Below are 23,387 nucleotides of genomic sequence, written 5' to 3'. Positions count from 1 at the left end.
ATCATTTGATCTACAAGATCAAGTGTAATAAGGAATTGTTAGTGTAATATCACCTTCATTTGTATCTATTGTAAATTGCCCTTATCATCAGCTGAAGCGAGCAGCTCGCTTACCGTCACAAACTGGTAGCCCTGCCTCTTCAAATCGATCAATAGCAGCCTTACGGCCTCCACCGTCTGCGAACGATCGCCATACCCGTCATGGAATATGAGTATGCCGCCGTCCCTCGCTTGCTCCATCGTCTTGCTTACGATATGGTCCACGCCGGGATTCGCCCAATCACTCGCATCCATATTAACGGCGCCGATCATCCGATAGTTCATACCGGCGGATTCTGCAGCTACGTCTCCGTCGAAGTCGATATAAGGCGGCCTGAATGTCGCCGGGCTGCTCCCCGTTAATTCCTTGATCAAGGCATCCGTCCGCTCAAGCTGTTCCTTGCGCTCCGCTGGGGCAATCTTCGTTAAGTGAGGGTGGTTATAAGTATGATTACCAATTTCATGTCCATGACTGTGAACCTCTCTAGCGACACTCGAATAACTCTCTATTGAACTTCCTATCATGTAAAAGGTCGCCTTCGCTCCGTACTCCGCCAGCACCTGCAGCAATTGAGGCGTATACGTCTCATCCGGCCCATCATCAAACGTCAATGCAAGCAGACGTTTCTTCGTTGCCACTTCATGAATAATACCGTTAATCGCCATACCACTAACCACCATCCTTATCTTCTAATAGCAGAAATAGCCTGTCAGCGACAGGCTACTCTAACTGCATCTGATATTCTACTATTAACCCTTCACACCGCCAAGTGTCAAGCCTTTGACGAAATAACGCTGAAGGAACGGATATACCATGATGATCGGCAAGCTTGCTACAATCGTCATTGTTGCCCGAATCGAAGTTGGCGTTACATAATTGCCGCCGCCCTGACTGGCATTCGCTGCCGCTCCTGCCGCGTCCCCGGTGCTGACGGCAGCGTTGGAGTTTTGCAGCATTTTCATCAGCTCGTATTGCAATGTACTTAGCTCGACATGCGAGGAATTGTACAGGAACACGTCAAACCATGAATTCCAATGATACACCGCTGTGAACAACGAGGTTGTCGCTAGAACCGGCATCGACAATGGCAGAACGATGCGAAGAAACGTTGTGAACTCGCCCGCTCCATCCATTCTGGCCGACTCCAGGATGCCCTCCGGCAATCCTTCAATGAATGAACGGATAACAATAATATTGAATACGCCGATAATGCCTGGAATGATGTACACCCAGAAGGTCCCCATCAAATGCAGATCCCGCACGAGCAGGAAGTTCGGAATCAAGCCGCCGTTGAAATACATCGTCAGTACGAAAGCAATGGATACGAATTTGCGAAGCACGTATTCCGGACGGCTGATCGTGAACGCGACCATTGCCGAACAGAAGGTCGAGATTATCGTGCCGAGCACCGTACGCAGCACCGAGATACCGGTTGCGCCGATGATTGTCGCTTCATTGAATACATACTTGTAATTGTCCAACGACCATACCCGCGGCCAGAAATAGATGCCGCCTCGAACGGAATCGCTCGCATGGTTAAAGGAAACAGCCATCATATTGATGAACGGATAGATCGTGACGATCATGAGCAGGATCATGAACGTAATGTTAGCCGCATCGAACAGCCGGTCTCCCGGCGATTGCAAACGTTTATAGCTTGTTTTTGCGTTAGCCATGATGGATCCCCCTTCTAGAACAGCCGTTCTTGCCCGAACCGCTTAGCCAGAGCGTTCGCCGAGAACAACAGAATGATGCTAATAACGGTCTTGAATATGCCTGCCGCTACTGATAGCGAATAGTTTCCTAAATTCATGCCGTATTTCAGAATGAATATTTCGAGGTTTTCCGAGAAATCGATATTAAGCCCGTTGCCAAGCAAATATTGAGGCTCGAAACCTGTCTCCAGTATTTGACCAAGATTCAGAATAATCAAAATAATGATGACGGATTTGATGCCAGGCAATGTTACATGCCAGATGCGCTGGAATCGGCCCGCTCCATCTATTTCTGCCGCTTCATATTGAGCGGGATCGATCGTAGTCATGGCGGCTAGATAAATAATCGTATTCCAGCCTACGTTTTTCCACACTTCGGATGCACCCATAATACTCCAGAAATACTTCCCTACACCCAGCCATAATATCGGCTCATTGATTAAGCCTAAACCTAACAATATCTCGTTTATAATTCCGCCGTCAGCAGACAGCACGCTTTGGATGATCGTCGCAGCGACGACCCAAGATAGGAAATGAGGTAAGTAACTGATCGTCTGAACGAACCGCTTGAACATGACATTTCGCAATTCATTAAGTAATATGGCAAGAATGATAGCCGTTACAAATCCGAGCACGAAGTTGATTAAGCTCATCGCTAACGTATTGCGCAGCACGAGAAAAAAACGCTCATCTTCAAACATAAATTTGAATTGCTTGAGTCCGACCCATTCCTGTTCGCCGAACGACCTTCTAGGCTTATAATTTTGGAATGCTATTGTCCAGCCCCAGAGCGGTACGTACTTGAATACGAACAGCCATAACAGGAACGGGATCGACATGAATACGAGCGTACGCTGCTTCACCAGCATTTTTAGAAATCGGACTGCTTTAGCAGGCTCTTTAAGAGGCAAGCTGACGCTATCGGATGTTTTCATTTCATTGTGAATGGACAATCTAATCGCTCTCCTCTCTCGGCGTCAGGCAGGGAAGAAGGAAGGGGCAAAGCCGTTAACGCTTGGGCTTGCCCAGCTCTGCCCCGCTTCTTCATGCTTCATTAACCTTTAATTTTCGCAACTTTTTTCTTAATCTCTTCCGTCATCGTTTTTTCATATTCGGCAACAGTAAGCTTATTGTATTCAGCTACATACTCATCCCATAGCTTGTCGAAATCAGATGCCGGAGCAAGAACGATCTTGGCAAAATATTTGCGAAGCAAATCTGTTTTCTTAACGCCATAGATTTGAGCATCCGATCCTTGCTCCAGAGCGATACTCCATGCTGGGTACCAAGGGCGTTCATCTGGTGCAGCGAACATCTCGGCATACGTTTTCACGCCGTATTTCGCTAAACGTTCCTTCTCCGCTGCCGAATACGATGCTTGCGCCACTTCAGGCTGTCTGCCTGGATCGACTGCATTGCCGTCAGCGAACGACGAGCCTTGACCATACATTGGCCAGTAGTATTCGTAGTAGCCAATACCGCTTTCTCTTTTGTAGTCGTTATTTTGCAATTGAGCAATTTGCTCAGCTGTACGATACAGACGGCCGTTCGCGTCTTTCGAATAATGCTTGCCTTCAATACCCCAACGCGTAAGAAGCTGGTTCTCATCGGTCAAGAGATTATCGAAGTACTTAATGATACGTTCAGGATCTTTAGCGCTTACCGTAATTCCGATGCCGCGGTTGTTAACGAATGATGCCGGTTCCAAATATTGGTCTTTGATGCTGCCATCGAATACGATTGGAAGCGGGAAGTACTCAAGATCATCATTGCCGTTAGCTTTAAGCGTTTGCGTAGCTTGGTTGATCTGCCAGCCGTAATCGAAGAAGCCTAGTACTTTACCGCCTGTCAGCTTCGCCAAGTATTGGTCGTAGTTGTCTACAACAGAAGACTTGTCGAACAGCTTCGCTGTATTCAGATCGTTCAGCGTCTTCATCCAACGCTTCGTATCTTCGTTGTTGCCGTATACTTTGGCATCCATCGTAGCCAAATCGACTTGTACTTCGCCGTCGTTCGGGTAACCGGCCATGTGGTTCGGAGGATTCGTAGCTGCGAAGAAGCGCCAGTCATGCGTCAGCGTCGTCATGCCGATCAAGTCCTCGTCCGCATGAGCTGCAGCGTAGTCAGTGATGAGCTTGATGTACTCGTCAAGCGTCTTCACTTTCGGATAACCGGCTTCCTTCAGTACGCGGTTTTGAATCCAGAAAGCGCCTTGATCGATGTTCGGTGCAGGGATGAATTCACCAACAAGCGGGCTGAATGGCAGGAAGTAGATGTTGCCGTCTTCCGCTTTCATCAAGTTGTAGTATGGTTCGTATACACGTTTAATGTTAGGAGCGAATTGGTCGATTAGATCGTTCAGCGGGATTAGCGCTTCCGCTTCAACAATTTTGTCGATGCCTGCATCGGGCGAAATAACATCCGGGTATTCGTTACTAGCGATCATCGTTCCGATTTTTGTATTCAAATCGCCAACAAGAAATTCCATTTTAAAGTTTACGCCCGTTTGATCTTCAAGCACTTTGCCGACTTCGGTTTTGTTCGAATCGGTGTCTTTGTTCGCAGTTGCGTTAAAGTACGTGAACGTCACTGGTTCCGGTTTCGCAGCCTCCGGTTCAGCCGTTGCAGCGTTGTTTGCAGGGTCATTCGTTGCGGCAGGCGTGTTGTTGCCGCCGTTGTTGCTTGAGCAACCGATCAGCGAGATTGCAATTACGGATGCGAACGTTGCCATCAGCCATCTTTTTTTAGTCATACAAGTTGTTTCCCCTTTCGCTATCTTGTAATTTGTAAGCACTTTCAGTGTATAAGAGGATGGCTGCGATGTTTACCTAGCAAACTTTATGTTTTACTCTCAAAAACTTATATCATTTTGAAAACGCTGTCACATTTTGACCATCTTAGGTCAAATGTCATTATTTTCGGTTATCACAATCGTGATTTCGGTCCCTTGACCCGGCTCGCTTTTGATTTGAAAATCTGCCTTGTCTCCATAAAATCCTTTGAACCGCAAATAGACGTTTCTCATACCTACATTGTCAGAAACCGCGTCATCCTTATCTAGTCCAGCGAGCATGTGCGCTAGCTTCTCCTGCGGAATGCCTACGCCATTATCCTTAATCGTATAAGCAAGCCCCGTTGCCCTTCTCTCGATATGAATGTGTATCCACCCAGCCTCCTTGAGCGGTTCGATCCCGTGAATGCTTGCATTCTCAACAAGCGGCTGCAGCGTCATCTTCGGAATCATCGTGGACAGCACACCTTCTTCTGCATGAATCGTATAGTTCAACTTGTCGCCAAAGCGGTATTTCTGAATTTCAAGGAAACACGCGACAAGGTCTAGCTCGTCCTTGAGCGTAATCCAGTCCTTGCCCCAACTAAGCGATTTGCGGAAGATCTTGGCCATATTATGAATGATCTTCGCCGTCTCAAGCTCGTCCTTCATCAAGCTTCGCATCCGAATCGTCTCCAATGAATTGAACAGGAAATGTGGATTGATCTGGCTTTGCAGGGCATGAAGCTGAGATTGATTGCGGCTCAGCTGAAGCTCTTTCTTCTGAATGTCGGCGATATAGACATCGTCGATCAGAGACTTGATCTGCCGTGTCATCCGATTAAACTCCTCAGTGAGCTGGCCGATCTCATCCGCTGACGGGGGATCGTTGATCGTCTCGAACGAATGGTTCTTCACCCGCTTCATCTGCTTAAGAATGCGGACAAGCCGAACGCTTAGTGACCGAGTGAACCATACGAGTATAAGCGTCGGAACGAGAATATTGGCAAAGGACATATACACGACGAATAACTTCGATTTGTTGACGTCCTCCAGCACCTCGCGCTCCTTGAACTCGCCAACGATTTTCCATCCTTCCAGATAAGTAACGTTGCCAAAGTCTTTTTCCAGCACGATCATATCACCGGACGTATCCGGCTGGTCATAATGGATGCTTCGTCCGCTTCCGTCGTTAAGCGGTTGCTTCGGATCCGACGAATATTGAATTTCATTATCGCGAATTAAATAGACCGTTCCCTCGAGCGTAACGTTTTGCAGCATTTCTCTTATCGTTTGGGGATGCATATCGATCTTAATCAGCTTTTCTGCCGAACCATTAACACCAGAATCGACCATTTTCCGGATGATGCTCAGCGTATTAGGAGCAAGTCCTGGATACTCAGGATCATTGCGCTCCAGAGCCGGCTGCGCCGACATTTTGCTCATCACGCTTTTGTACCAATTCTGCTCGCGAACATGACTGTTGATTCTTTGCACACGCCCGCCATATAGAATCGTATCGTTGGTGGAATAGATCGTGACCGCCTGAATAGCCTCATACACCGGGCTATATTTATCAAGCAAGTTGATCATATACGTATGGTAATTTTCCACGTAATCGGACTGATTGCTGTATTGTCTCTCTATATACTCATTCAATAACGTGTCATTATATAGAACGGTCGATATGCCTACCGCCGCTTCGATCTGATCATCAACTTCATTGCGAATTTGCTCAAGCCCCCGGTTGATATCAGCCAGCTTCTGCTTCTTCACGCTGCTCGTCGTCAAGTTAAAGAAGATGACGTTCGTCAACACCACCGGGATGAATACGGCAAGGATGAACACGATGACCATTTTATTGCGCAGCCGAATATCGTTCATTCGTTGGAACATGTACTCACCTACCGACTTTATTATGTTTTGCTGCGCGCGATTAACGCTTGCTTATATTCCGTTGGCGTCTTGCCTTCAACCTTCTCGAACTGGGTGACGAAATAATCGGCGTTGCTGAAGCCAACCTTCGCTGCGATCTCATATACTTTGCAGTCGGTCTGTCTGAGAAGACGCTTAGCTTCCTGCACCCTAAGACCGAGCACGTAATCATTGAAGTACACCTGATAGGTCTTCTTGAACAATTGGCCTAAGTAAACGGGATTCATAAAAAAACGTTTGGCTATACTCTTAAGACTCATATTCTCCCGATAATTCGCATCAATGTACAGCTTGATCTTATGAATGCCTCCGCTTGCCTTCTCGCAGCGCAGCTCGCTTAAATATTCGGCGCTTTCTTCGATGAAATCGAGGAACAGCCCCTTCACGCCTGCGGCCGTCATCGGACGCAGCGTCCAGTCCAATATCGGTTTCATCGAACGCAAATGGCTTTCTTGGCCATCCATTCTAGAGATAATCCCGGCTATGCTTAACACGCATTTGGATAAAAAAGCATTAACGGATTGCCCCGCTAAACGATCGTATTGAAAGGAATGAAAGGCGGCGTCCACCGTCTGCTTGACCGCTGCGAGGTCATTCTCCTCTAGTTTATCAATGAGGATATCGGCTAATTGAGCGTCGGCATCCTTGTACTGCAAAGTTAGCAGCATCGCTTCTTCCGCGAAAATAATCTTTTGATCCCCTAGCGCAAGCTTGCGCAGCGTGGCTTCACGGGTACTCTCGTATGAAGCTTTCAGTTGCTCCGGCTTGCGGAAAGGGATGCCTGCATAAAGCTGTAATTGTGCCTCATCTGCACACACCGCAAGCTCGCGAATCAATCTGTCCGCGAGTCGTTCCCATGAATGCGAATAAGGACCAAGCAGGCCGGAATGAAGAAACATACCAAATGCATAGCTGCCTCGATCATGGATAATCATATCAGGAGGACTGCTTAAGAACGTTAGCGCCGCAAGCTTCAGCTTCTCCAGATTGGCAATCGCTTGCTGCTGCTCCTCCTCTGGCGCATTATTTCTCTCGACTAACAAATAGCGATACTCATGGCCTCCCTTGCACAAGCCAAGCTCCAGCACAAGCTCTTCATTTCGTTTCTGATCGAGATTTCCTTGCAATAACTGATCCAGTAAATCTACCGCATTTCGCTCTCTAATCGCTTCCTTCTGCTTCGAGGATTGCTCCAGCTTGACCGATAGCCGCTTCAGCGTCTCGATCATTTCGTCCTCGTCAATCGGCTTCAGAATGATGTCTTCTACGCCGTATCTTAACGATTGCTGTGCATACGCAAAGTCGTTATAGCCTGTAATTACGATAAATTTAGCCTGCGACAATCGCTCTTCTTTCACTAGATTGATCAATTTCAAGCCGTCAATAACCGGCATCCGAATATCCGTCACGACTAGATCAGGCTGAATGTCTTCGATTAGCTTCAGCGCTTCTTCTCCATCAGACGCTTCTGCTACAATCGTATATCCGAGATCCTGCCAAGGAATAAGGACTCGCAAGCCTTTCCGCGCAAAAACTTCATCATCGACGAGAATGACCTTTTTCATCCTGCACCACTCCCAGCTATAGTTATGGAATCATGTAAACGCATACAAAATGTTCGAGCCCCGCAATTCAGAAGCACCGATTATTATAACTTCTAGACGGCATAGTCGTAACCCTAAAATGATTAGTTTTTGGTGCAAAATATTTAGTTTCTTCACTTTCCTTTTCAGAAAGTAGAAAAAAAGCCCAGGAAAGATACTCCCGGGCCGTTATTATTTACTTAGTAGATCGTTCTGCCATGCGAATCGGCAATGTCGGATTTACGGTAGAAATAAGTGTTCAGCATATCGCGCCATTCCTTTGCATGCTCCGCTTGCTCGCCGAGCCGCTCCCACACTAGCTTATAAATTTCCTCATTAACATCAGCTTTTATGGACTCCCATCTCGTGACTAACAAGGCCGCGCGCTCCGCGCCTTCGAAGCGCGTATCGTATATATGCTGGATGACGGTTTTGCCGGAATGAAGAATATGCGTATAAGGGACATGATGGAAGAACAGAAGCAGCTCATCTGGACATTGCTCAAGCGACTCGTATTTTTCAAATTGACGCGTTGTATATTGCCCCGAGTAACCCGTTCCCGAACGAACGGTTCGATCAACGCCAATACCTTTGCAATCCGCGAAGTGGTATGTGCCCCACTTGGAATACTCATAGCCGTCTACGTTCGGGCCGTAATGATGGTTAGGATTAACCATCCAGCCAACTCCAAGCGGCGCTGTATACGACTCATAGATGGAAAGCGAATCAAGCAGCATCTCGGTTATCGTGCGATTTAATTCCGGGTCGTTCTCGAACGTCATGGCCGTCCATTCTGCCGCAATTTCGTCCGCGCCTAAAGAAGGATTCCACGCCAGCCTTGCAAACCCGTATAAATTCGCCCCGGCTAGCGGATGTCCCGTCCAGCAATCATCATTGCCAACATTGGATACCGCAGCTATGCCCCCGAGCTTCCTGCCAAACAGCGCTCCGCTTGCAGCAGACGCAACGGTTGAGCCTTCGCCTCGCGCGAAGGTATCGAACTCCAATACCTCTTTCCACTGCGGGACGAGATAACATAAATGACGCTGTTGTCCGGTATACTCCTGCGTAATCTGCAGCTCAAGCAGTTGGTTCGTCTCTGCCAATCCGCCGAATAGAGGCGATACCGGCTCGCGCACTTGAAAGTCCATTGGACCGTTCTTGATTTGAAGCAGCACGTTATCGCGGAACTGTCCATCCAGCGGCTTGAAGTGATCATATGCCGCACGGGCACGGTCCGTCGATCGATCGCGCCAATCCTGCAAGCAATTGTAGACGAAGCAACGCCAGATCACATTCCCTCCGAATGGAGCAAGAGCATCCGCCAGCATATTCGCGCCATCCGCATGATTGCGGCCGTACGTGAATGGTCCCGGCCGGAATTCGGAATCGGCCTTAACAACGAAACCTCCGAACGTCGGCACGAACCGGTAGATCTCTTCCGCCTTCGCAGACCACCACGCGGCCACATCAGGATGAAGCGGATCCGCTGTATCCAGTCTTCCGATCTCGATCGTGCTTGCATAGTTGACGCTTAAATAAAGTCGAATACCGTAAGCGCCGAACAGCTCGGCTACCTTGGCAACGTCCGGCAGGAATTGTTCCGTAATAAGCTTCGTTTCCTCTCGATGGACATTGACATTATTGATCGCAACGGCATTGATACCCACGGAGGCGAGCAGACGAGCGTAATCGCTAATTCGCGTCATATCAGCTACAAAGCGATTGTCCTCGAAAAAGATACTATTGCCCGCATATCCTCGCTCAATCGTACCGTCCATATTGTCCCAATGATCAAGCATCCGCAGCCCGTTAACCGAACTCTCCCGAATGAGCACCTTCTCTATAGACTGTCCCGTCTGCAGCAATCGCAGCAAGTGATAAATACCGTACAAGACACCGTTATCTGACGCCGCAACGATCCGTATCGGTCCGCTCTCCTCCGCATAGATCGTGTAGCCGTCTTCACCCGTCTCCTCCAAACGGAAATCCACAGGCAGCGTGCTGACTTCCAGCAGCGGATCACTCCCGCGGACACCAGCGATAATCCCTTTGAAGTCCGAACCTGCTTCTCTACCGCCGATAACCTCCGGCCGCTTGCCAAGCAATGCAGCTAGAGCGTGACTAAGTTCCTCTCGAGCCGTTCGTATAACAGGCGAATCGCCGATCACTAGCAGCTGCGAGCACCGTTTCTCACAGGCATCCCGTTTGTAAGCGTCTTCAATATAAGTAAACCGAAGCCATCCCTCATAGCCTCTGCCTGGTCGCTTTGTCGTCATTTGTTTCTTATGCCTCCTATCGATTCGTATTTATTCATAATAACGAAATGTCGATCATACACAACCTGTGAAATAATAGTTTTCACTTAGAAAATAATAGATCGACAGCTCAGCTATTTGCTATACGATTCTGAATAGCGGCGTTTGCTTCACAAAGGAAACGGGCACCTGATGGAACTCGCGTTCAAGTATGGATGCCAAATAATGCATACCTGGTTCCTCACTCTCCGCATGACCAAGCAGCAGAAACGCCTTGTTAGCACCCTGATGCTTGGCGTCGCGCACATACTCTGGCGTCTCCCACTCCTGTCCTTCGCCGGATATGATGAGATCAAGGTCGTACTGATGGAATAATGGGATGCATACAGCTCCGCCTCCCCGGTAGCCTGCCGATAGGCCGATCCGCCGGCATGTCGCCGAAGCCTCGCCGACGACCCGCACGTATGACAAGCCGAGCTTGTCTTTCGCGGCATACGCGATTTCATCTAGCGGGCATTCCGCCGGCAGCTCAATAATAGAAGCATACGGCAGCACTTCTTTGACGTACTCGCTCCACCCTAATAGCTGGGTAAGCCCTTCCGTAATTCCGTCCGGCCTGTACGCATGCCAATAATCATGGAAACGGTAGATCGCAATGCCCGACTGTTCGATCAAGCAACTCTTTCCCATTACGATGGGATCGTCCTGCCACTGTTCCCGCCCCCCGCGATGACTGAAATATTCGCCTTCATGAGTAATGAGCAGATTAGCTCCCTGGGCAATCGCTTTTTCGATCGCTTGCTGCGACGCCATGAAAGTGACGGCTATGCCGGATACTTCCATTGAAGACACCCCAGCATTCAGCCCATCAACGGTGTTGTCTATCGTTTCAACCGCTCTCACTAAATATTCGATAACGTCATGAACTTTAATGGTCATTTTTGCATCTCGCTCCCCCATACATAATAAACGCATCGACGCTGCTTTCTTGCATCTTACAACAGATCCATCATCCATTCAAAGGGCAAAAAAATCAGCGGTCTCTCGCAATATGCGAAAAACCGCTGCTTAGAATGTAAAAGCTTAACCTTTACGAACGCGGCGTCAACACGACGTTCATATCGTCCAAATACAAAGTTGTAAGCCCTTCGTATCCGGAATCGCTGCCGATGATTACGAACAGCTCTCCTGCCGCATTCGCCTTCAGTGTTGCGGAATGTTTCATCGGCTTAGGCTGGAAGCCTTCTACCCCGTCATCCGGCTTCACCATATTACCGACGATCTTCATATCAGCGCCTTCTACCGACTGGTTGCCCTTATCTACGTTTACCTTATAATAGACATTTCCTTCTTCGCCTTCTTGCACGATCTTCGGCTCATGCGATACGAAGCCAGCCTTGATGCTGACCGCTTCGCCCGGTGCCCCGCCAACCCCCATCATGCCGCCGGCTTGGTTCGTATATAGAGTAAACGATAACGAGGCATCATAAGTCGCGTCCGGCTGTAAGCCCGTTATCTTCTTAGTCGCGTACATAAATAAATCGTCACTGCGATTCATGCCATTCAGCTTCAAGCCATAATTCATCCCATTGTCCTTAATCGGCAATAGTTCTCTTGCGTAGAGAAGCTCGTAGATATCCGGATCGTAATCAACTGGCAGATCAGCAAAGCCGCCTTGCCAGCCTTCATCACCGGCATTGAAATTGTAAGATTCCGAGATGGCGCCTGCTTCTTCGCCGTTTACCTTAATGGTTACCTTCTTCGTCTTAGCTTCCCATACCGTATCAGCACCTAATAGCCCTGCCACGCTCTTCGCGGGAACGAAAGCTTGTCCGCTTATAATTGCGACCTTTGCAGGCAGCTTAATGTTCTTCACGAATGTTCCGATGATGGAATCGTCTCCCGCTTTCAGCGAAACGGTTAATCCGCTTCTCTCAAGCCTGATGGACTTCTCGGCGGCATTCCACTCCAACTGCGCTTCAAGCCCGTCAGCCAGCGCGCGCACGGGTACCATTGCGACGCCTTTCTCGATGTAAGGCGCATTCGTAAGCTTGACCTGGCCGTTATTATTTGCTGCCGTAAGGCTGCCTATTTGGAATTGTACAGCTGGCGCTGCTTGCGCCGCCCCAAAAGCCGCTGTTGCCGGAAGCGATGCGGTCAGCGCCGCAGCCGCTACTAGAGCAGCGATACCTTTTCGATTACGATGTTTCTTTAGGAATGACATGAGATGCACCTGCCTTATTAGATTCGTATGCGTTCTTCTTCTAAACGCACCTTCAGCCCATAATGTTGCCGCTCGAATAAATTCCAATAATCTCCTTAACCGCAAGAGGCAGCCCGCAAGATCCAATTGGATCTTGCCAAGCTGCCTCTTATCGTTAAGCTTCAAAAAACTTAGGCAAATACGCCTTATTTTGCTCCAGCATCTCCGTTAGCATCTCTTCCGCCGCGTTCGCGGAATCAACAAGCGGATGGCTGACCAATGCAAGCAGCGCCGTATCGCGGTTGCCAGTAACGGCCGCTTTGATCGCTAATGACTCGTACGTCTTCACCGCGTGAATAAGTCCTTTCACCGACTCGGGAACAATCTGGACCTGCTGCGGAATCGGTCCATCCTTCGTCACTTTGCAATTGACTTCGATGCAAGCATCATCCGGCAGGAAGTCAAGAATGCCGCCATTGCGAACGTTCAACGTCTGAATGTCTCCGATGTCGTTATAGAGCGAGTTCATTAGCTTAACGGCTGCCTCGGAGTAATAAGCCCCGCCGCGCTGTTCAAGCTGCTTCGGCTTCTCGGCAAGCTCTGGGTTTTTGTAAATTTCGAACAGCTCATCCTCCAGCCGCTTCACCGTCTCTGCTCGCGATTCACCTTTCGCGGCTGCTGCCTTCTGCTCAGTGAGCATCTCGCGATGCAAGTAGAAATATTTCAAGTAATAGGACGGAATCGCTCCAACCGACTTAATTAGACTCTCGTTCCACGCGAACTGCGGCACATTCGCCGCGGTGTATCCGCTGCGGCTGTCCAACAATTCTTCCAGCTTCGATTCGCCGTCAATCGTAATTCGGCTTACCCAATGAAGATGGTTAAGTCCGGCGAACTCGCAATAAATGCGGTCAATAGGGATGTTGTACAAGCCCGACAGCCACTTGTAAGCGGCGATCGGCGAGTTGCATAATCCAATCGACTTGATCGTCGAATGCTTATGAATCGCTTCGGTCACCATTCCCGCTGGATTCGTGAAGTTCAGCAGCCAAGCATCCGGACATAGCTCCTCCATATCCTTGCAAATATCGAGCAAGACGGGAATCGTGCGAAGCGCCTTCATCATGCCTCCGGCGCCTGTCGTTTCTTGCCCGATCATATCGTACTTGAGAGGAATAGACTCGTCCCATCCCCGTGCCTCAAGCAGCCCGATCCGCATCTGGGTCGATACGAAGTCAGCTCCGACCAACGCGCTGCGACGATCAAGCGTCAATGACAGGTTGATCGGCAAGCCCGATTTCTCAATCATGCGCAGGGCAAGCTGTCCTACGATAGCCAGCTTATGCCTTCCCTCTGGAATATCGACAAGGACAATTTCCGTTACCGGAAATGTAGCGTAGTTCAATATAAAGCCTTCTATAAGTTCAGGGGTATAAGACGAACCGCCTCCTATAACTGCAACTTTTAATCGAGTGCCCATTCCGCGTTTCTCTCCTTTACCGCCAGATTGGCGTTCAAATGATCGTATACCGTAGATTCCACCTGCTGTCCGCTTTTCTCCATTGCCAGCAATATCGCTCCCGCAACCGGCTCCATCTCTAGAACGCGCAGCGTGCACTGGGGAGCAACCGCTTTCACTTGCTCCTCGATATAAGGCTTAATATACCTGCTGTCCCCGCGGGTCAGCACACTGCCGACCATCACTAGATCGAACGTATCATGGGTCATGTTCAGCCTGCGGATTACCGCGCTAGCCGAGATGCCTAACTCCGTGCCTTGCCTTTGCAATATTGCCCGTGCCGCTTCATCGCGGTCCGCTGCTTCGAACAGCAGCTTCGCCAGCATATGCGGCGCTCTCTTGTATTCATCAAGGTAATCATGAAACATCGCTTCTACCGAATCGAAACCAAGCATCTCAAGCGTCAGCTCCGTCAGTGCAGTTGGCTTCTCCCGTCCTTCCCAAGCACGTATTACGGCACGGAACGCTTCGACAGCCAAGTCTCCGCCGCCTCCGAAGTCACCGAACGAATACCCGAATCCTCCCACTTGTATCTCTTCACCTAATGCATTGACGCCATAACAATTCGTACCGCTGCCGCAGATGACGACGACGCCGTCCTGCTGCTTCGTGCCTGCTCTTAAGCCGATAACCGTATCGCATACGATTTGATGGTGTTCGAATCCCATTGCGGCAACCATTGGCCTCAATATTTGAAAGTCGGCTTCGCGGTCAGCTCCTGCCAGGCCGAACGTCGCGAACCGTATATCCTCGTGCTTTACATTCGCTTGCTCCATAGCCGCATGGATCGCTGCACGAATGTTTCCGTCAGCAAGCTCTACGCTGATCTGATGATTGCCGCATCCGCTAACGCCGCGACCTATGACATGACCTGAACGGTCGGTAACGACCGCCAGCGTCTTGCTCCCTCCGCCATCGATTCCCAAGTAATATGCCAAATATGATCTCCCCTATGCGGTTACTAGGCTATTAGAGACCGCCCCTCCCCCCGTGCCGCGCCCCCATACAGGGAGCGCATGCTCGAGAAGCGATAGCCGGTCTCATCAACCTTATTGTCTCTCTTTCACGCTACTTGCTTAGTTTTGCAACGTTTTCTTGCCATCTCTCTGTTTTGTAAGCCAGAAGCTTGTCGTAACCTGCTTTCTGCGCATCATTCTCAGCTTTGTCAAGAATGGCGATAACCTCTTCATCCGAGCCTGCATTCATAACCGCTTTCGCCCTTGCTTGCTCATAGATGGAAAGAATGCTTTGTGCGATAATACCTTCCTCGGAATCGCCCGCTGGATCAAGATTTACATATTCAGTCGTATTGAATTGTGTTTTCCACGTGATCTCCGACTGCCAGTATGTCTCCCAGCTGCGCTTCTCGGCCGGCAAAGTCGATTCGAATTTGGATTTGGAATTGTCGACATATACCGTGTTGCCGTTCCATTGGAAGTTGACCGTTGAGTTCATCAGCTCGTCGCGGCCTTTCGTGTCGCTTGAGAATTTATCCGTGAAGAGCGGAGCTTCCTCAGCATCTACACCGTCCCAATACAAGCCTTCAGGTCCCCACATAATCGTACGTTGTCCTTCCGGACCTGTGAACCAATCAAGGAATGCGAAGATCGCTTCCGGATTTTTAGCGTTTTTCGTAATGACGCTGACGTTCCAGCCCAGCTGCTTGTAATCGCCAGGGAAAATTTTGTTTTTGTCCAAGCCTGCTTTATGAACCGGCCATACCATGATGTAGCCTGCTTCCGGATCTTGTGCGCTAAGCTGCGAGTTGCCGATAGCCCCGAATTCCGTAGGACTTGAAGCTACATACATCGCAACTTTGCCGCTAACGACCTTCGACTCGACTTGCTCCAGCTTCTGCGTGAATGAGTCTTGTGAAATCAGCTTCTCGCGGTACAGCTTGCTAGTGAATTGCAGCAGCTCGCGATACACGGGGTCAGCGAACAACGATACAAGCTTGTCGCCTTGCGGTACTGCCATCATGGTGTTGAACGTGAACGGACGGTTCTCCGCGAAAGCCGATACCATAACGTCCATGCCGGCAGCCGTCTGACCAAGCTCAAGCGGCACTACATCCGGGTACTTCTCCTTGACTTGCTTCAAGTACGCATACAAGTCGTCAACCGTTTCTAGACTTGGAGCGCCAAGCTCATTATAGATTTTTTTGTTAACGAGGTAACCCGAGTTGCCGTTCGGCTGCGTCGTATACCAGTTCGGGAACTGATACAGCTTGCCGTCCGGGGAACGAAGCATATCGAGCGTCGACTCGCCAGCCCATTTTTTCAAATTCGGATATTTATCCAAATAATCGTCGAACGGTACAAGCAGACCTTCTGCGCGAAGCTTCTCTACGTCTGCGCCGCGCTCCATCCACATTACGTCAGGGAGCTCCTTGGAGACGATCATCGTGCTTAGCTTGTTTTTCGCAGCACCGCCCGAGCTGATTGGCACGACGTTCACTTTTTTGTTCTCTTTGATCCATTTGGTCGCCAAATCTTCGCCCCAGACAGGCATCGTGTACCAGTCATAGTGGCCATAGAAGGAAAATTCCAGCGGCTCTTTGCCAAGCTCGTACACCTCGCTTACCTGCTCGGACCCTTCATTCCCGCCGTTGTTGCCCTTGTTAGCCGGCGGCTCATTATTGGCATTGTTAGAGCCCGAACATCCTGCAAGTGCGAGTGCCGTAACGACTGTGACTGACAATGTTGAAAGAAACGCTTTGTTCACCTTTTTCATGTTATTAAGCTCCCTTCCCCTCACTTATCTATGGTTAAGACTAATGCCTTATACCCTCGCCTATTCCTTAAGAGAACCAATTAACACGCCTTTGACAAAGTATTTCTGAACGAATGGATACACGCACAGGATGGGTACAGTAGCGACCATCATCGTTGCCATTGATAATGACTTGCTCGTTACGGTTCTCATTTTGTTCAATCTGCCTTGCGCCGCCGAGTCCATATTCTGCATTTGCTCGAGCATAATGTTCGAGTTCAGTATTTGGTTCAGCTTCGTTTGGATCGGCAGCAGGTCCGTATTGGTAATATAAATACTTGGCGTGAACCAATCATTCCAATGATAGACGGCAGTGAACAAGGCCAATGTAGCGATAACAGGACCCGACAGCGGCAATACGATCCGGAAAAAAATACCCCAGTTCGACGAGCCGTCAATTTGCGCCGACTCTTCAAGTCCTTGCGGAATGCCGTTGAAGAAGGTGCGGAATATGATCATATTCCATACGCTGATAATGCCAGGGATTACCATGACCTCGAAGGTGTCCATCAGATTCAAGCTTTGAATAAGCAAATAGCTAGGGATTAGGCCGCCGCCGAAGTACATCGTGATGACACACATGATCATATAGAATTTGCGGCCGATCAATCCTCGCTTCGTCATGCCGTAAGCGAATATTGCCGTAGCTGCAATGGATAATACAGTACCTATAACAGTACGCTTGACAGATATGAAGAAGGCGTCGATAAGACGTTTATCCTTGAATACAACCTCATAGTTCTGCAGCGTGAACTCCCTTGGCCAGAACGTAATGCCGCCAAGCATCGTATCGGCACCCGAGTTGAATGAAATGACTGCTGCGTTCCAAAATGGATAGATGGCCGTAAAACCAAGTACAGCCAGAACGATATAGATCAATGAGACAAACATTTTATCTTCCATTGCCAGCTTCATGCCGTCACACGCCCCTTCCCTTTACCATAAGCTGTTGCCTGATTTGCGAGCCATATAGTTTGCTCCGGCCAAGAGTCCGATGCTTATCAGCGCTTTGAACAACCCGGCTGCCGTCGCATAGGAATATCTGGCATTAAGCACGCCTACACGATACACATAAGTGTCGATGACCTCGCTCACTTCACGCAGCCCCGGATTCGTTGCCAGCAGCAAAATGTCATCAAAACCGGCATTCAGCAGATTGCCGATAGCAAGGATGGAGAATACGACAATGACCGGCAAGATAGAAGGAATCGTAATCGTGAACATCTGTCTGATTCGGCTTGCGCCGTCAATGGATGCCGCTTCATAAAGATGAGGGTTAATGCCCGCAATAGCCGCCAAGTATACAATGGATGAAAACCCTATTTCCTTCCATACACCCGTCGTTACGAGAATCGACCAGAAGTACTTCGGTTCAGCGAGAAAGTTGATCGGCTCGTCGATAATATTCAATGCTTGAAGCAGCATGTTCACACTGCCGTTGTCTGTCGATAGCAGCGAGATGACGAAGCCCGACACGATGACCCACGAGAGGAAGTGGGGCAAATAACTGATCGTTTGTATGAGCCGCTTGAACACCCGGCCCCCGATCTCGTTCAACATGAGCGCTAGCAGGATCGGAGCAGGAAATCCGATTCCAAGCTTCAACAAGCTAATTACGAGCGTGTTGCGCATCACAGTCCAGAACTCTGGTGCGTTGAAGAACATTTCGAAATGTTTCATGCCAACCCACGGACTATTCATGAACCCTTTGAACAAGCTGTAATCCTGGAATGACATCAGCACCCCGTACATCGGAATGTAGCAGAACACAATGATGAAGATCAGCGCCGGCACGACCATGAGTTGAATATCCCACTGTCTGCCGATTCTTTGGAGCAGATTCGGCTTTCTGTACACTTCTTCCGCCGTCTTCACGCTCAATTGCGGCATAACATTCCCTCCCCTTCCTAGTTGCATGTAATACTCGAGTCAGTTTTCATAACATTTACGGTTAACTTGATATATTCCTATTGTAAAGCCAAGTTATAGCCTATTCCTCGCCTATACCTTTGAAAACTAACACTATCTTACTGCTCAAGAGCCATGAAAGCGTCTGGACTGCTTAGGCGATGCGCCTATATGTTTTTTGAACAGTCTATTGAAATTCGATAACGTACGAAATCCGCACTCCAGGGCAACGTCCGTTATTTTCAATTGATTATTTTCGAGCATCGCGACAGCTCTCTCAAGTCGTATATGAATGAGGTACAACAGGGGCGGCATACCGACCGTCCGCTTGAAAATATCACTGAATCGCGAAGGGCTGAGATAGACGAGCGCAGCCAGCTCCTCCAGCGTCCACGGGTGGGCGAAGTTCTGTTCCATCTCGTGAATGACATAACGCATTTTATCGAGCTGGCGCTCGCTGATCTGACTTGCGGCAATAGCAGCTCCTTCGATTCTGAATTCCCGGTTGACGATCGCGAGAAACCGCAGCAGAAGTGCATATACCATCGTCGTGTAAGAACGCTGTCCACTTTCATGCTCTTCTTGCAGTTCTAATAAAAGCGCTCTCATTGTATGCATTCGCGGATGCTCGCGATCGAGCAAATTCGAGAAATTAACCCCCATTTCGCGGAATGGACTAAGCAGCTCCGGATCGAGGCGCAAGCTGCTGATGAGCCATGCCGGATCGAATGAGGTTACTTGCATAATGAGATCTTTCGTCTCATAAGCGCAATGCAAATCATTGGAGTTAATGAGCAAAATATCGCCTTCCTGAAACTCGAATTTCTGTCCGTTAATGATATAGTAGCCCGTGCCTGATTTAATGAAATTTATCTCTAGCACATCATGCCAATGGAGCTTCTGATAGTAGCTCGTCACGCCTATCGTATCTCCAATATAGAACGGATAATGCTTAGCCATTTTTACTTTTTCCCGCGGAATGTCTCCGCCTTTGAACTTCGTCATGAGCGTTGCTCCTTTACAATGTTTTCAGATAAGTAAGATAATTGTTAGGCTCATGATGTCACAAAAACTATCATTCGACAAGGGGAGTATTTACTAATATCCGAACATTCTCATCTTTCGCCTTTATACAACATGTTCTGCGCCGCATTAACACGGTTATTGGCCATAGCAACAAAAAGGCTAACCCGCCAAGTCTGTTAGGACCTGGCAGGTTAGCCTCTATCAGCAGCTCTATGCTGCGAACTAACGTATGCGTAATACAGTTATTCCAGAGTGAACGACGCCAGACTCGCGTTGCCGTTGCCCGTATACGTGAAATACAAGGCATTAACGCCTTCTGGGACGGTAATGTCGGCCACATACGTCGTCCATACGTTCGTGAAGTCGACCGGTATCGATCCGAGCGACGGACCATCCCATGCCGTCTTGACCTCGAAGCTGCCCTGGGCATAACCGCGAGCCTTGATCTTGACGCGCTTCACGCCTTCGCATCGAAAATACTTGAAACCCGCTGTTGCGGAATCACGCATATTCGCGATGTAACCGACCTCTTCGTCCCCGTCCATGCCGTCTTGTGTTATTTTCGGGAATCGGCCGTCCATCCACGCGCCGTACGTGCCCGTATACAATTCATCCGTATTCGTGAACAGATGGCAAGCCAGATATGCCGGATACTCGCCTCGTCCGACAAGCGGGCCGCCGTTCGGACCGCTTGTCGTGAGCTCGACTTGCGGAATGGTGCCGTCCTCCATGATCTTAATCGGTTCAATGCAGCCCTGTCGGCTGTAGCTCGTGCCGTTCGTATGACGATGATAGAACATGTACCATTGCCCGTTCGCTTCCACCATGCCACCGTGATTGTTGCCGCCATAATACATGGGTTTGTTTGCCGGCTTGTACGTATCGATATGCAAGTCGTTGTTGCTGACGATGACGCCGCGGTACGTGAAGCCCTTCGTCGGATGCTTGCTAGTCGCGTAGCACAGCTCGTGCATGACTTCAGAGGAATAGACGAAGTAATACATGTCGCCCCGCTTACGGATGGATGGCGCTTCAAAAAACGCATGTCCTTCGAACCCGGTTCCCTTGCTGTACGGCTCGCTTGGCACGATGAACGTCGGTTCTTCGATAATCGTAAGCATATCCGATCCGATTATCGTTACCATCGCGCCACTGCGCGACTTGTCGCCGATTGCGCAGAATCCGGTATACAGGTAAGTGAGGCCGCCTTCCGTCAAGACGCCTGGATCGAATTGCGGCTGATCGCCCGCACGGTCGCCTAAGCGCGTTCCGTCGGCGTACTTCACGTAACCGTAGAACTCGTATTTGCCAGCCGGTGAATCACAGACCGCGACCGAGACGACGGACACCTTGTCTAGAACATAATACAAATAATAGCGCCCGTCAGGGCCGCAGGTGACGTCTGGCGCATAGAGACACATGCGCCCGTCCGGATTCAGCGGATCGTCCGTCTTCTCGTAGATGACGCCTTCATACCGCCAGTCCGCAAGATCGTCGGCTGGCGCCGACCAGCATACATAATCGTTCAGACAGAAGACATGCCCGTTATAGCGGTCATGCGATCCGTATACATACACTCTATCCTGAAAGACATGCGGCTCTCCGTCAGGAATATACTCCCATGACGGCAAGTAAGGATTTACGCCTTGTTTCTTCATAAGAATGTTTTCCACTCCTCTAGCCTATATGGATACTCTATTACCCTTTCACTCCGCCAACGACCATACCTTTGACAAAATACTTCTGCAGGAATGGATAGACCAAAATAATCGGCACGCTTGCAACGATCGTCATCGTAGCGCGAATCGAAGTCGGCGTGACCATCTGTGCATTTCCTTGTGCATCCGCATATTGGTCGGCTGCAGTAGCGCTTGTATTGGAGGTAGACAAAATTTTCATCAATTCATATTGCAGCGTGCTTAGATTAGGCCTCGAAGAATTATACAGAAATACATCAAACCAGGAGTTCCATTGATATACCGCTACGAACAAAGACACAGTAGCAAGTGCCGGTACGGTAAGCGGAAGCACGATACGGATAAAGGTGGTCAGATCCCCCGCGCCGTCGATTTTGGCCGATTCCATGATTCCTTCCGGCAAGCCTTCTATGAAGGACCGAATGACAATCATGTTAAATACGCCGATGATACCCGGAATAATGTAGACCCAGAAGCTGTTAATCATGCCGAGCTCTTTAATGAGCAGATAGTTCGGAATTAAGCCGCCGCTGAAGTACATCGTGAAAATGAAGGTAACGGAAACGAATTTTTTCAATTTGTACTCGGAACGGCTGATCGCAAAGGCAAGCATCGCTGTACAAAATACGGAAATGATTGTCCCGACGATTGTCCGCGCTGCGGAGATGAAGGTTGCAGAGAACACGTTTGATTCACCAAACACATATTCATAATTGCGAATGGTCCATTCACGCGGCCAAAAATAGATGTCGCCACGAATAGAGTCATTGGCATCGTTAAACGACAAAGCAAACATATTGATGAACGGATACAAAGTGAAGATGACAAGAATAATCATGAAGCTGTAGTTAAACACATCGAATATTCGATCGCCCGTCGAAGAATATCGAGCTGAATTGTTTTTTTTCATCGTATCGCCGCCTTTCCCATCTAATACAATCTGCTTTCGCCAAGACGTTTGGCAAGGTTATTGGCAACGATTAAGAAGATGAAGCTGACAACGGTCTTAAACATACCTGCTGCTGTCGCCAAGCCATAGTTATTCATTTGTATCCCGTATTTCAACACGAATATATCAAGATTTTCCGAATATTCAACATTCATGCCATTGCCAAGCAAGTACTGCGGTTCGAAGCCGGACTCCAGGATATGGCCCAGATTCATAATGAGCAGGATGACAATGACGGGTTTCATGCCCGGGAGCGTAATATGCCACATCCGCCGCAAGCGTGAGGCGCCGTCGATTTCGGCTGCTTCGTACTGCGTAGGATCAATCGTCGTAATGGCGGCCAAATAGATGATCGTATTCCATCCGATGTTCTTCCACACTTCGGTTACGCCTAGAATGCTCCAGAAATACTCGCCGACGCCGAGCCACAGAACGGGCTTGTCGATGATATTGAACTGGAGCAGCAATTCATTGAAAATCCCTTCCGGAGCAAGCGTTGTCTGGACGATATTAGCGGCAACGACCCACGAAATGAAATGGGGCAAATAACTAATCGTCTGGACCGTTCGCTTGAAGAAGATTTTTCGAAGCTCATTCAAGAGAAGCGCCAATACAATCGCGGTTACGAATCCTAACACCAGATTAATAGAGCTCATTACGAGCGTATTGCGCAAGACTAGATAAAACTGTTCTTCCTTAAACAAAAACTTGAAGTTATCCAATCCCGTCCAAGCTTGGTCGAATATATCTCTGCCAAGCCGATATTTTTGAAAGGCAATCGTCCAGCCCCAGAGCGGAACATATTTAAAAATGATTACCCATGCAAGAAAAGGCAGCGACATCAGCATCAGCATTTTCTGCTTGGATAATGCTTTGAAATAGGCCTTTAGGCGCGAATCGCCTGAAGACGATCCTGTCAATTGTACGCTATGTTTCTCCACCCGATACGTCTCCCTTCCGGCAAAATCTTATCTGTCACTAACCATAAGTAGATGGGAAAAGTGAATGGCTTC

18 protein-coding genes are annotated in these 23,387 nt (G+C 49.0%); all 18 read right to left on the bottom strand.

Annotation, left to right across the window (positions count from 1 at the left end; genetic code table 11):
- Window positions 1-65: 65 nt before the first annotated feature.
- The 18 genes from AC1DF0_RS08465 to AC1DF0_RS08380 all read right to left on the bottom strand — a co-directional run bounded on the left by AC1DF0_RS08465 (window position 66) and on the right by AC1DF0_RS08380 (window position 23,315).
- Window positions 66-704, bottom strand: a complete 639-nt coding sequence (locus tag AC1DF0_RS08465; RefSeq protein WP_477573652.1) for a polysaccharide deacetylase family protein — start codon at window positions 702-704, stop codon at window positions 66-68.
- Window positions 705-788: 84 nt separating this feature from the next.
- Window positions 789-1,715 carry a carbohydrate ABC transporter permease gene (locus AC1DF0_RS08460; RefSeq protein ID WP_337098565.1) on the bottom strand — a complete coding sequence of 309 codons (927 nt, stop codon included), beginning with the start codon at window positions 1,713-1,715 and terminating at the stop codon, window positions 789-791.
- A 14-nt stretch (window positions 1,716-1,729) separates the two neighbouring features.
- Window positions 1,730-2,623 (bottom strand): ABC transporter permease, encoded by an 894-nt coding sequence (locus tag AC1DF0_RS08455; RefSeq protein ID WP_477573722.1) that lies wholly within the window; start codon window positions 2,621-2,623, stop codon window positions 1,730-1,732.
- A 185-nt stretch (window positions 2,624-2,808) separates the two neighbouring features.
- On the bottom strand, window positions 2,809-4,506 hold the full coding sequence (locus AC1DF0_RS08450) for an ABC transporter substrate-binding protein (RefSeq protein ID WP_477573651.1): 1,698 nt from the start codon (window positions 4,504-4,506) through the stop codon (window positions 2,809-2,811).
- 150 nt (window positions 4,507-4,656) lie between these two features.
- A complete protein-coding gene (locus AC1DF0_RS08445; protein WP_442053425.1) occupies window positions 4,657-6,420 on the bottom strand; it encodes a sensor histidine kinase in 1,764 nt (587 codons plus the stop codon).
- Between the two features lie 20 nt (window positions 6,421-6,440).
- Entirely contained in the window at window positions 6,441-8,024 is a 1,584-nt protein-coding gene (locus AC1DF0_RS08440) for a response regulator transcription factor (protein ID WP_477573650.1), read from the bottom strand.
- Window positions 8,025-8,242: 218 nt separating this feature from the next.
- Window positions 8,243-10,321, bottom strand: coding sequence for an alpha-glucuronidase family glycosyl hydrolase (locus tag AC1DF0_RS08435; RefSeq protein WP_477573649.1), 2,079 nt, complete (start codon window positions 10,319-10,321; stop codon window positions 8,243-8,245).
- A gap of 120 nt (window positions 10,322-10,441) precedes the next feature.
- Window positions 10,442-11,239: a Nif3-like dinuclear metal center hexameric protein gene (locus AC1DF0_RS08430; protein ID WP_477573648.1), complete on the bottom strand. Its 798-nt coding sequence runs from the start codon at window positions 11,237-11,239 to the stop codon at window positions 10,442-10,444.
- 151 nt (window positions 11,240-11,390) lie between these two features.
- Window positions 11,391-12,524 carry a copper amine oxidase N-terminal domain-containing protein gene (locus AC1DF0_RS08425; protein WP_477573647.1) on the bottom strand — a complete coding sequence of 378 codons (1,134 nt, stop codon included), beginning with the start codon at window positions 12,522-12,524 and terminating at the stop codon, window positions 11,391-11,393.
- A gap of 154 nt (window positions 12,525-12,678) precedes the next feature.
- Entirely contained in the window at window positions 12,679-13,983 is a 1,305-nt protein-coding gene (locus AC1DF0_RS08420; RefSeq protein WP_475820342.1) for a family 4 glycosyl hydrolase, read from the bottom strand.
- Window positions 13,968-14,960, bottom strand: a complete 993-nt coding sequence (locus tag AC1DF0_RS08415; protein ID WP_477573646.1) for an N-acetylglucosamine kinase — start codon at window positions 14,958-14,960, stop codon at window positions 13,968-13,970. The genes AC1DF0_RS08420 and AC1DF0_RS08415 overlap by 16 nt, the downstream gene beginning before the upstream one ends.
- Window positions 14,961-15,090: 130 nt before the next feature.
- The gene (locus AC1DF0_RS08410) at window positions 15,091-16,755 is read right to left on the bottom strand and encodes an extracellular solute-binding protein (protein ID WP_477573645.1); all 1,665 of its coding nucleotides are present in this window, start codon (window positions 16,753-16,755) and stop codon (window positions 15,091-15,093) included.
- Window positions 16,756-16,815: 60 nt separating this feature from the next.
- Window positions 16,816-17,709 carry a carbohydrate ABC transporter permease gene (locus AC1DF0_RS08405; protein ID WP_442053350.1) on the bottom strand — a complete coding sequence of 298 codons (894 nt, stop codon included), beginning with the start codon at window positions 17,707-17,709 and terminating at the stop codon, window positions 16,816-16,818.
- A gap of 21 nt (window positions 17,710-17,730) precedes the next feature.
- On the bottom strand, window positions 17,731-18,684 hold the full coding sequence (locus AC1DF0_RS08400) for an ABC transporter permease (protein WP_442053351.1): 954 nt from the start codon (window positions 18,682-18,684) through the stop codon (window positions 17,731-17,733).
- Between the two features lie 144 nt (window positions 18,685-18,828).
- The gene (locus AC1DF0_RS08395; RefSeq protein WP_477573644.1) at window positions 18,829-19,707 is read right to left on the bottom strand and encodes a helix-turn-helix domain-containing protein; all 879 of its coding nucleotides are present in this window, start codon (window positions 19,705-19,707) and stop codon (window positions 18,829-18,831) included.
- 263 nt (window positions 19,708-19,970) lie between these two features.
- Window positions 19,971-21,386: a family 43 glycosylhydrolase gene (locus AC1DF0_RS08390; protein WP_477573643.1), complete on the bottom strand. Its 1,416-nt coding sequence runs from the start codon at window positions 21,384-21,386 to the stop codon at window positions 19,971-19,973.
- A gap of 40 nt (window positions 21,387-21,426) precedes the next feature.
- The gene (locus tag AC1DF0_RS08385) at window positions 21,427-22,335 is read right to left on the bottom strand and encodes a carbohydrate ABC transporter permease (protein WP_477573642.1); all 909 of its coding nucleotides are present in this window, start codon (window positions 22,333-22,335) and stop codon (window positions 21,427-21,429) included.
- Between the two features lie 20 nt (window positions 22,336-22,355).
- On the bottom strand, window positions 22,356-23,315 hold the full coding sequence (locus AC1DF0_RS08380; RefSeq protein ID WP_442053445.1) for an ABC transporter permease: 960 nt from the start codon (window positions 23,313-23,315) through the stop codon (window positions 22,356-22,358).
- Window positions 23,316-23,387 lie beyond the last annotated feature (72 nt).

It is taken from the genome of Paenibacillus sp. 05T425, from assembly GCF_056396205.1.
The sequence above is the reverse complement of the archived record's forward strand: the minus strand, read 5'-3'. Positions and strand labels throughout refer to the sequence as shown.

What these genes read in the sequence shown, in the direction of transcription:
- AC1DF0_RS08405 (WP_442053350.1), bottom strand. Translation starts at nt 17,709, where the DNA reads ATGAAGCTGGCAATGGAAGATAAAATGTTTGTCTCATTGATCTATATC.
- AC1DF0_RS08435 (WP_477573649.1), bottom strand. Translation starts at nt 10,321, where the DNA reads ATGACGACAAAGCGACCAGGCAGAGGCTATGAGGGATGGCTTCGGTTT.
- AC1DF0_RS08450 (WP_477573651.1), bottom strand. Translation starts at nt 4,506, where the DNA reads ATGACTAAAAAAAGATGGCTGATGGCAACGTTCGCATCCGTAATTGCA.
- AC1DF0_RS08390 (WP_477573643.1), bottom strand. Translation starts at nt 21,386, where the DNA reads ATGAAGAAACAAGGCGTAAATCCTTACTTGCCGTCATGGGAGTATATT.
- AC1DF0_RS08455 (WP_477573722.1), bottom strand. Translation starts at nt 2,623, where the DNA reads ATGCTGGTGAAGCAGCGTACGCTCGTATTCATGTCGATCCCGTTCCTG.
- AC1DF0_RS08425 (WP_477573647.1), bottom strand. Translation starts at nt 12,524, where the DNA reads ATGTCATTCCTAAAGAAACATCGTAATCGAAAAGGTATCGCTGCTCTA.
- AC1DF0_RS08400 (WP_442053351.1), bottom strand. Translation starts at nt 18,684, where the DNA reads ATGCCGCAATTGAGCGTGAAGACGGCGGAAGAAGTGTACAGAAAGCCG.
- AC1DF0_RS08440 (WP_477573650.1), bottom strand. Translation starts at nt 8,024, where the DNA reads ATGAAAAAGGTCATTCTCGTCGATGATGAAGTTTTTGCGCGGAAAGGC.
- AC1DF0_RS08385 (WP_477573642.1), bottom strand. Translation starts at nt 22,335, where the DNA reads ATGAAAAAAAACAATTCAGCTCGATATTCTTCGACGGGCGATCGAATA.
- AC1DF0_RS08420 (WP_475820342.1), bottom strand. Translation starts at nt 13,983, where the DNA reads ATGGGCACTCGATTAAAAGTTGCAGTTATAGGAGGCGGTTCGTCTTAT.
- AC1DF0_RS08395 (WP_477573644.1), bottom strand. Translation starts at nt 19,707, where the DNA reads ATGACGAAGTTCAAAGGCGGAGACATTCCGCGGGAAAAAGTAAAAATG.
- AC1DF0_RS08430 (WP_477573648.1), bottom strand. Translation starts at nt 11,239, where the DNA reads ATGACCATTAAAGTTCATGACGTTATCGAATATTTAGTGAGAGCGGTT.
- AC1DF0_RS08460 (WP_337098565.1), bottom strand. Translation starts at nt 1,715, where the DNA reads ATGGCTAACGCAAAAACAAGCTATAAACGTTTGCAATCGCCGGGAGAC.
- AC1DF0_RS08465 (WP_477573652.1), bottom strand. Translation starts at nt 704, where the DNA reads ATGGCGATTAACGGTATTATTCATGAAGTGGCAACGAAGAAACGTCTG.
- AC1DF0_RS08410 (WP_477573645.1), bottom strand. Translation starts at nt 16,755, where the DNA reads ATGAAAAAGGTGAACAAAGCGTTTCTTTCAACATTGTCAGTCACAGTC.
- AC1DF0_RS08445 (WP_442053425.1), bottom strand. Translation starts at nt 6,420, where the DNA reads ATGTTCCAACGAATGAACGATATTCGGCTGCGCAATAAAATGGTCATC.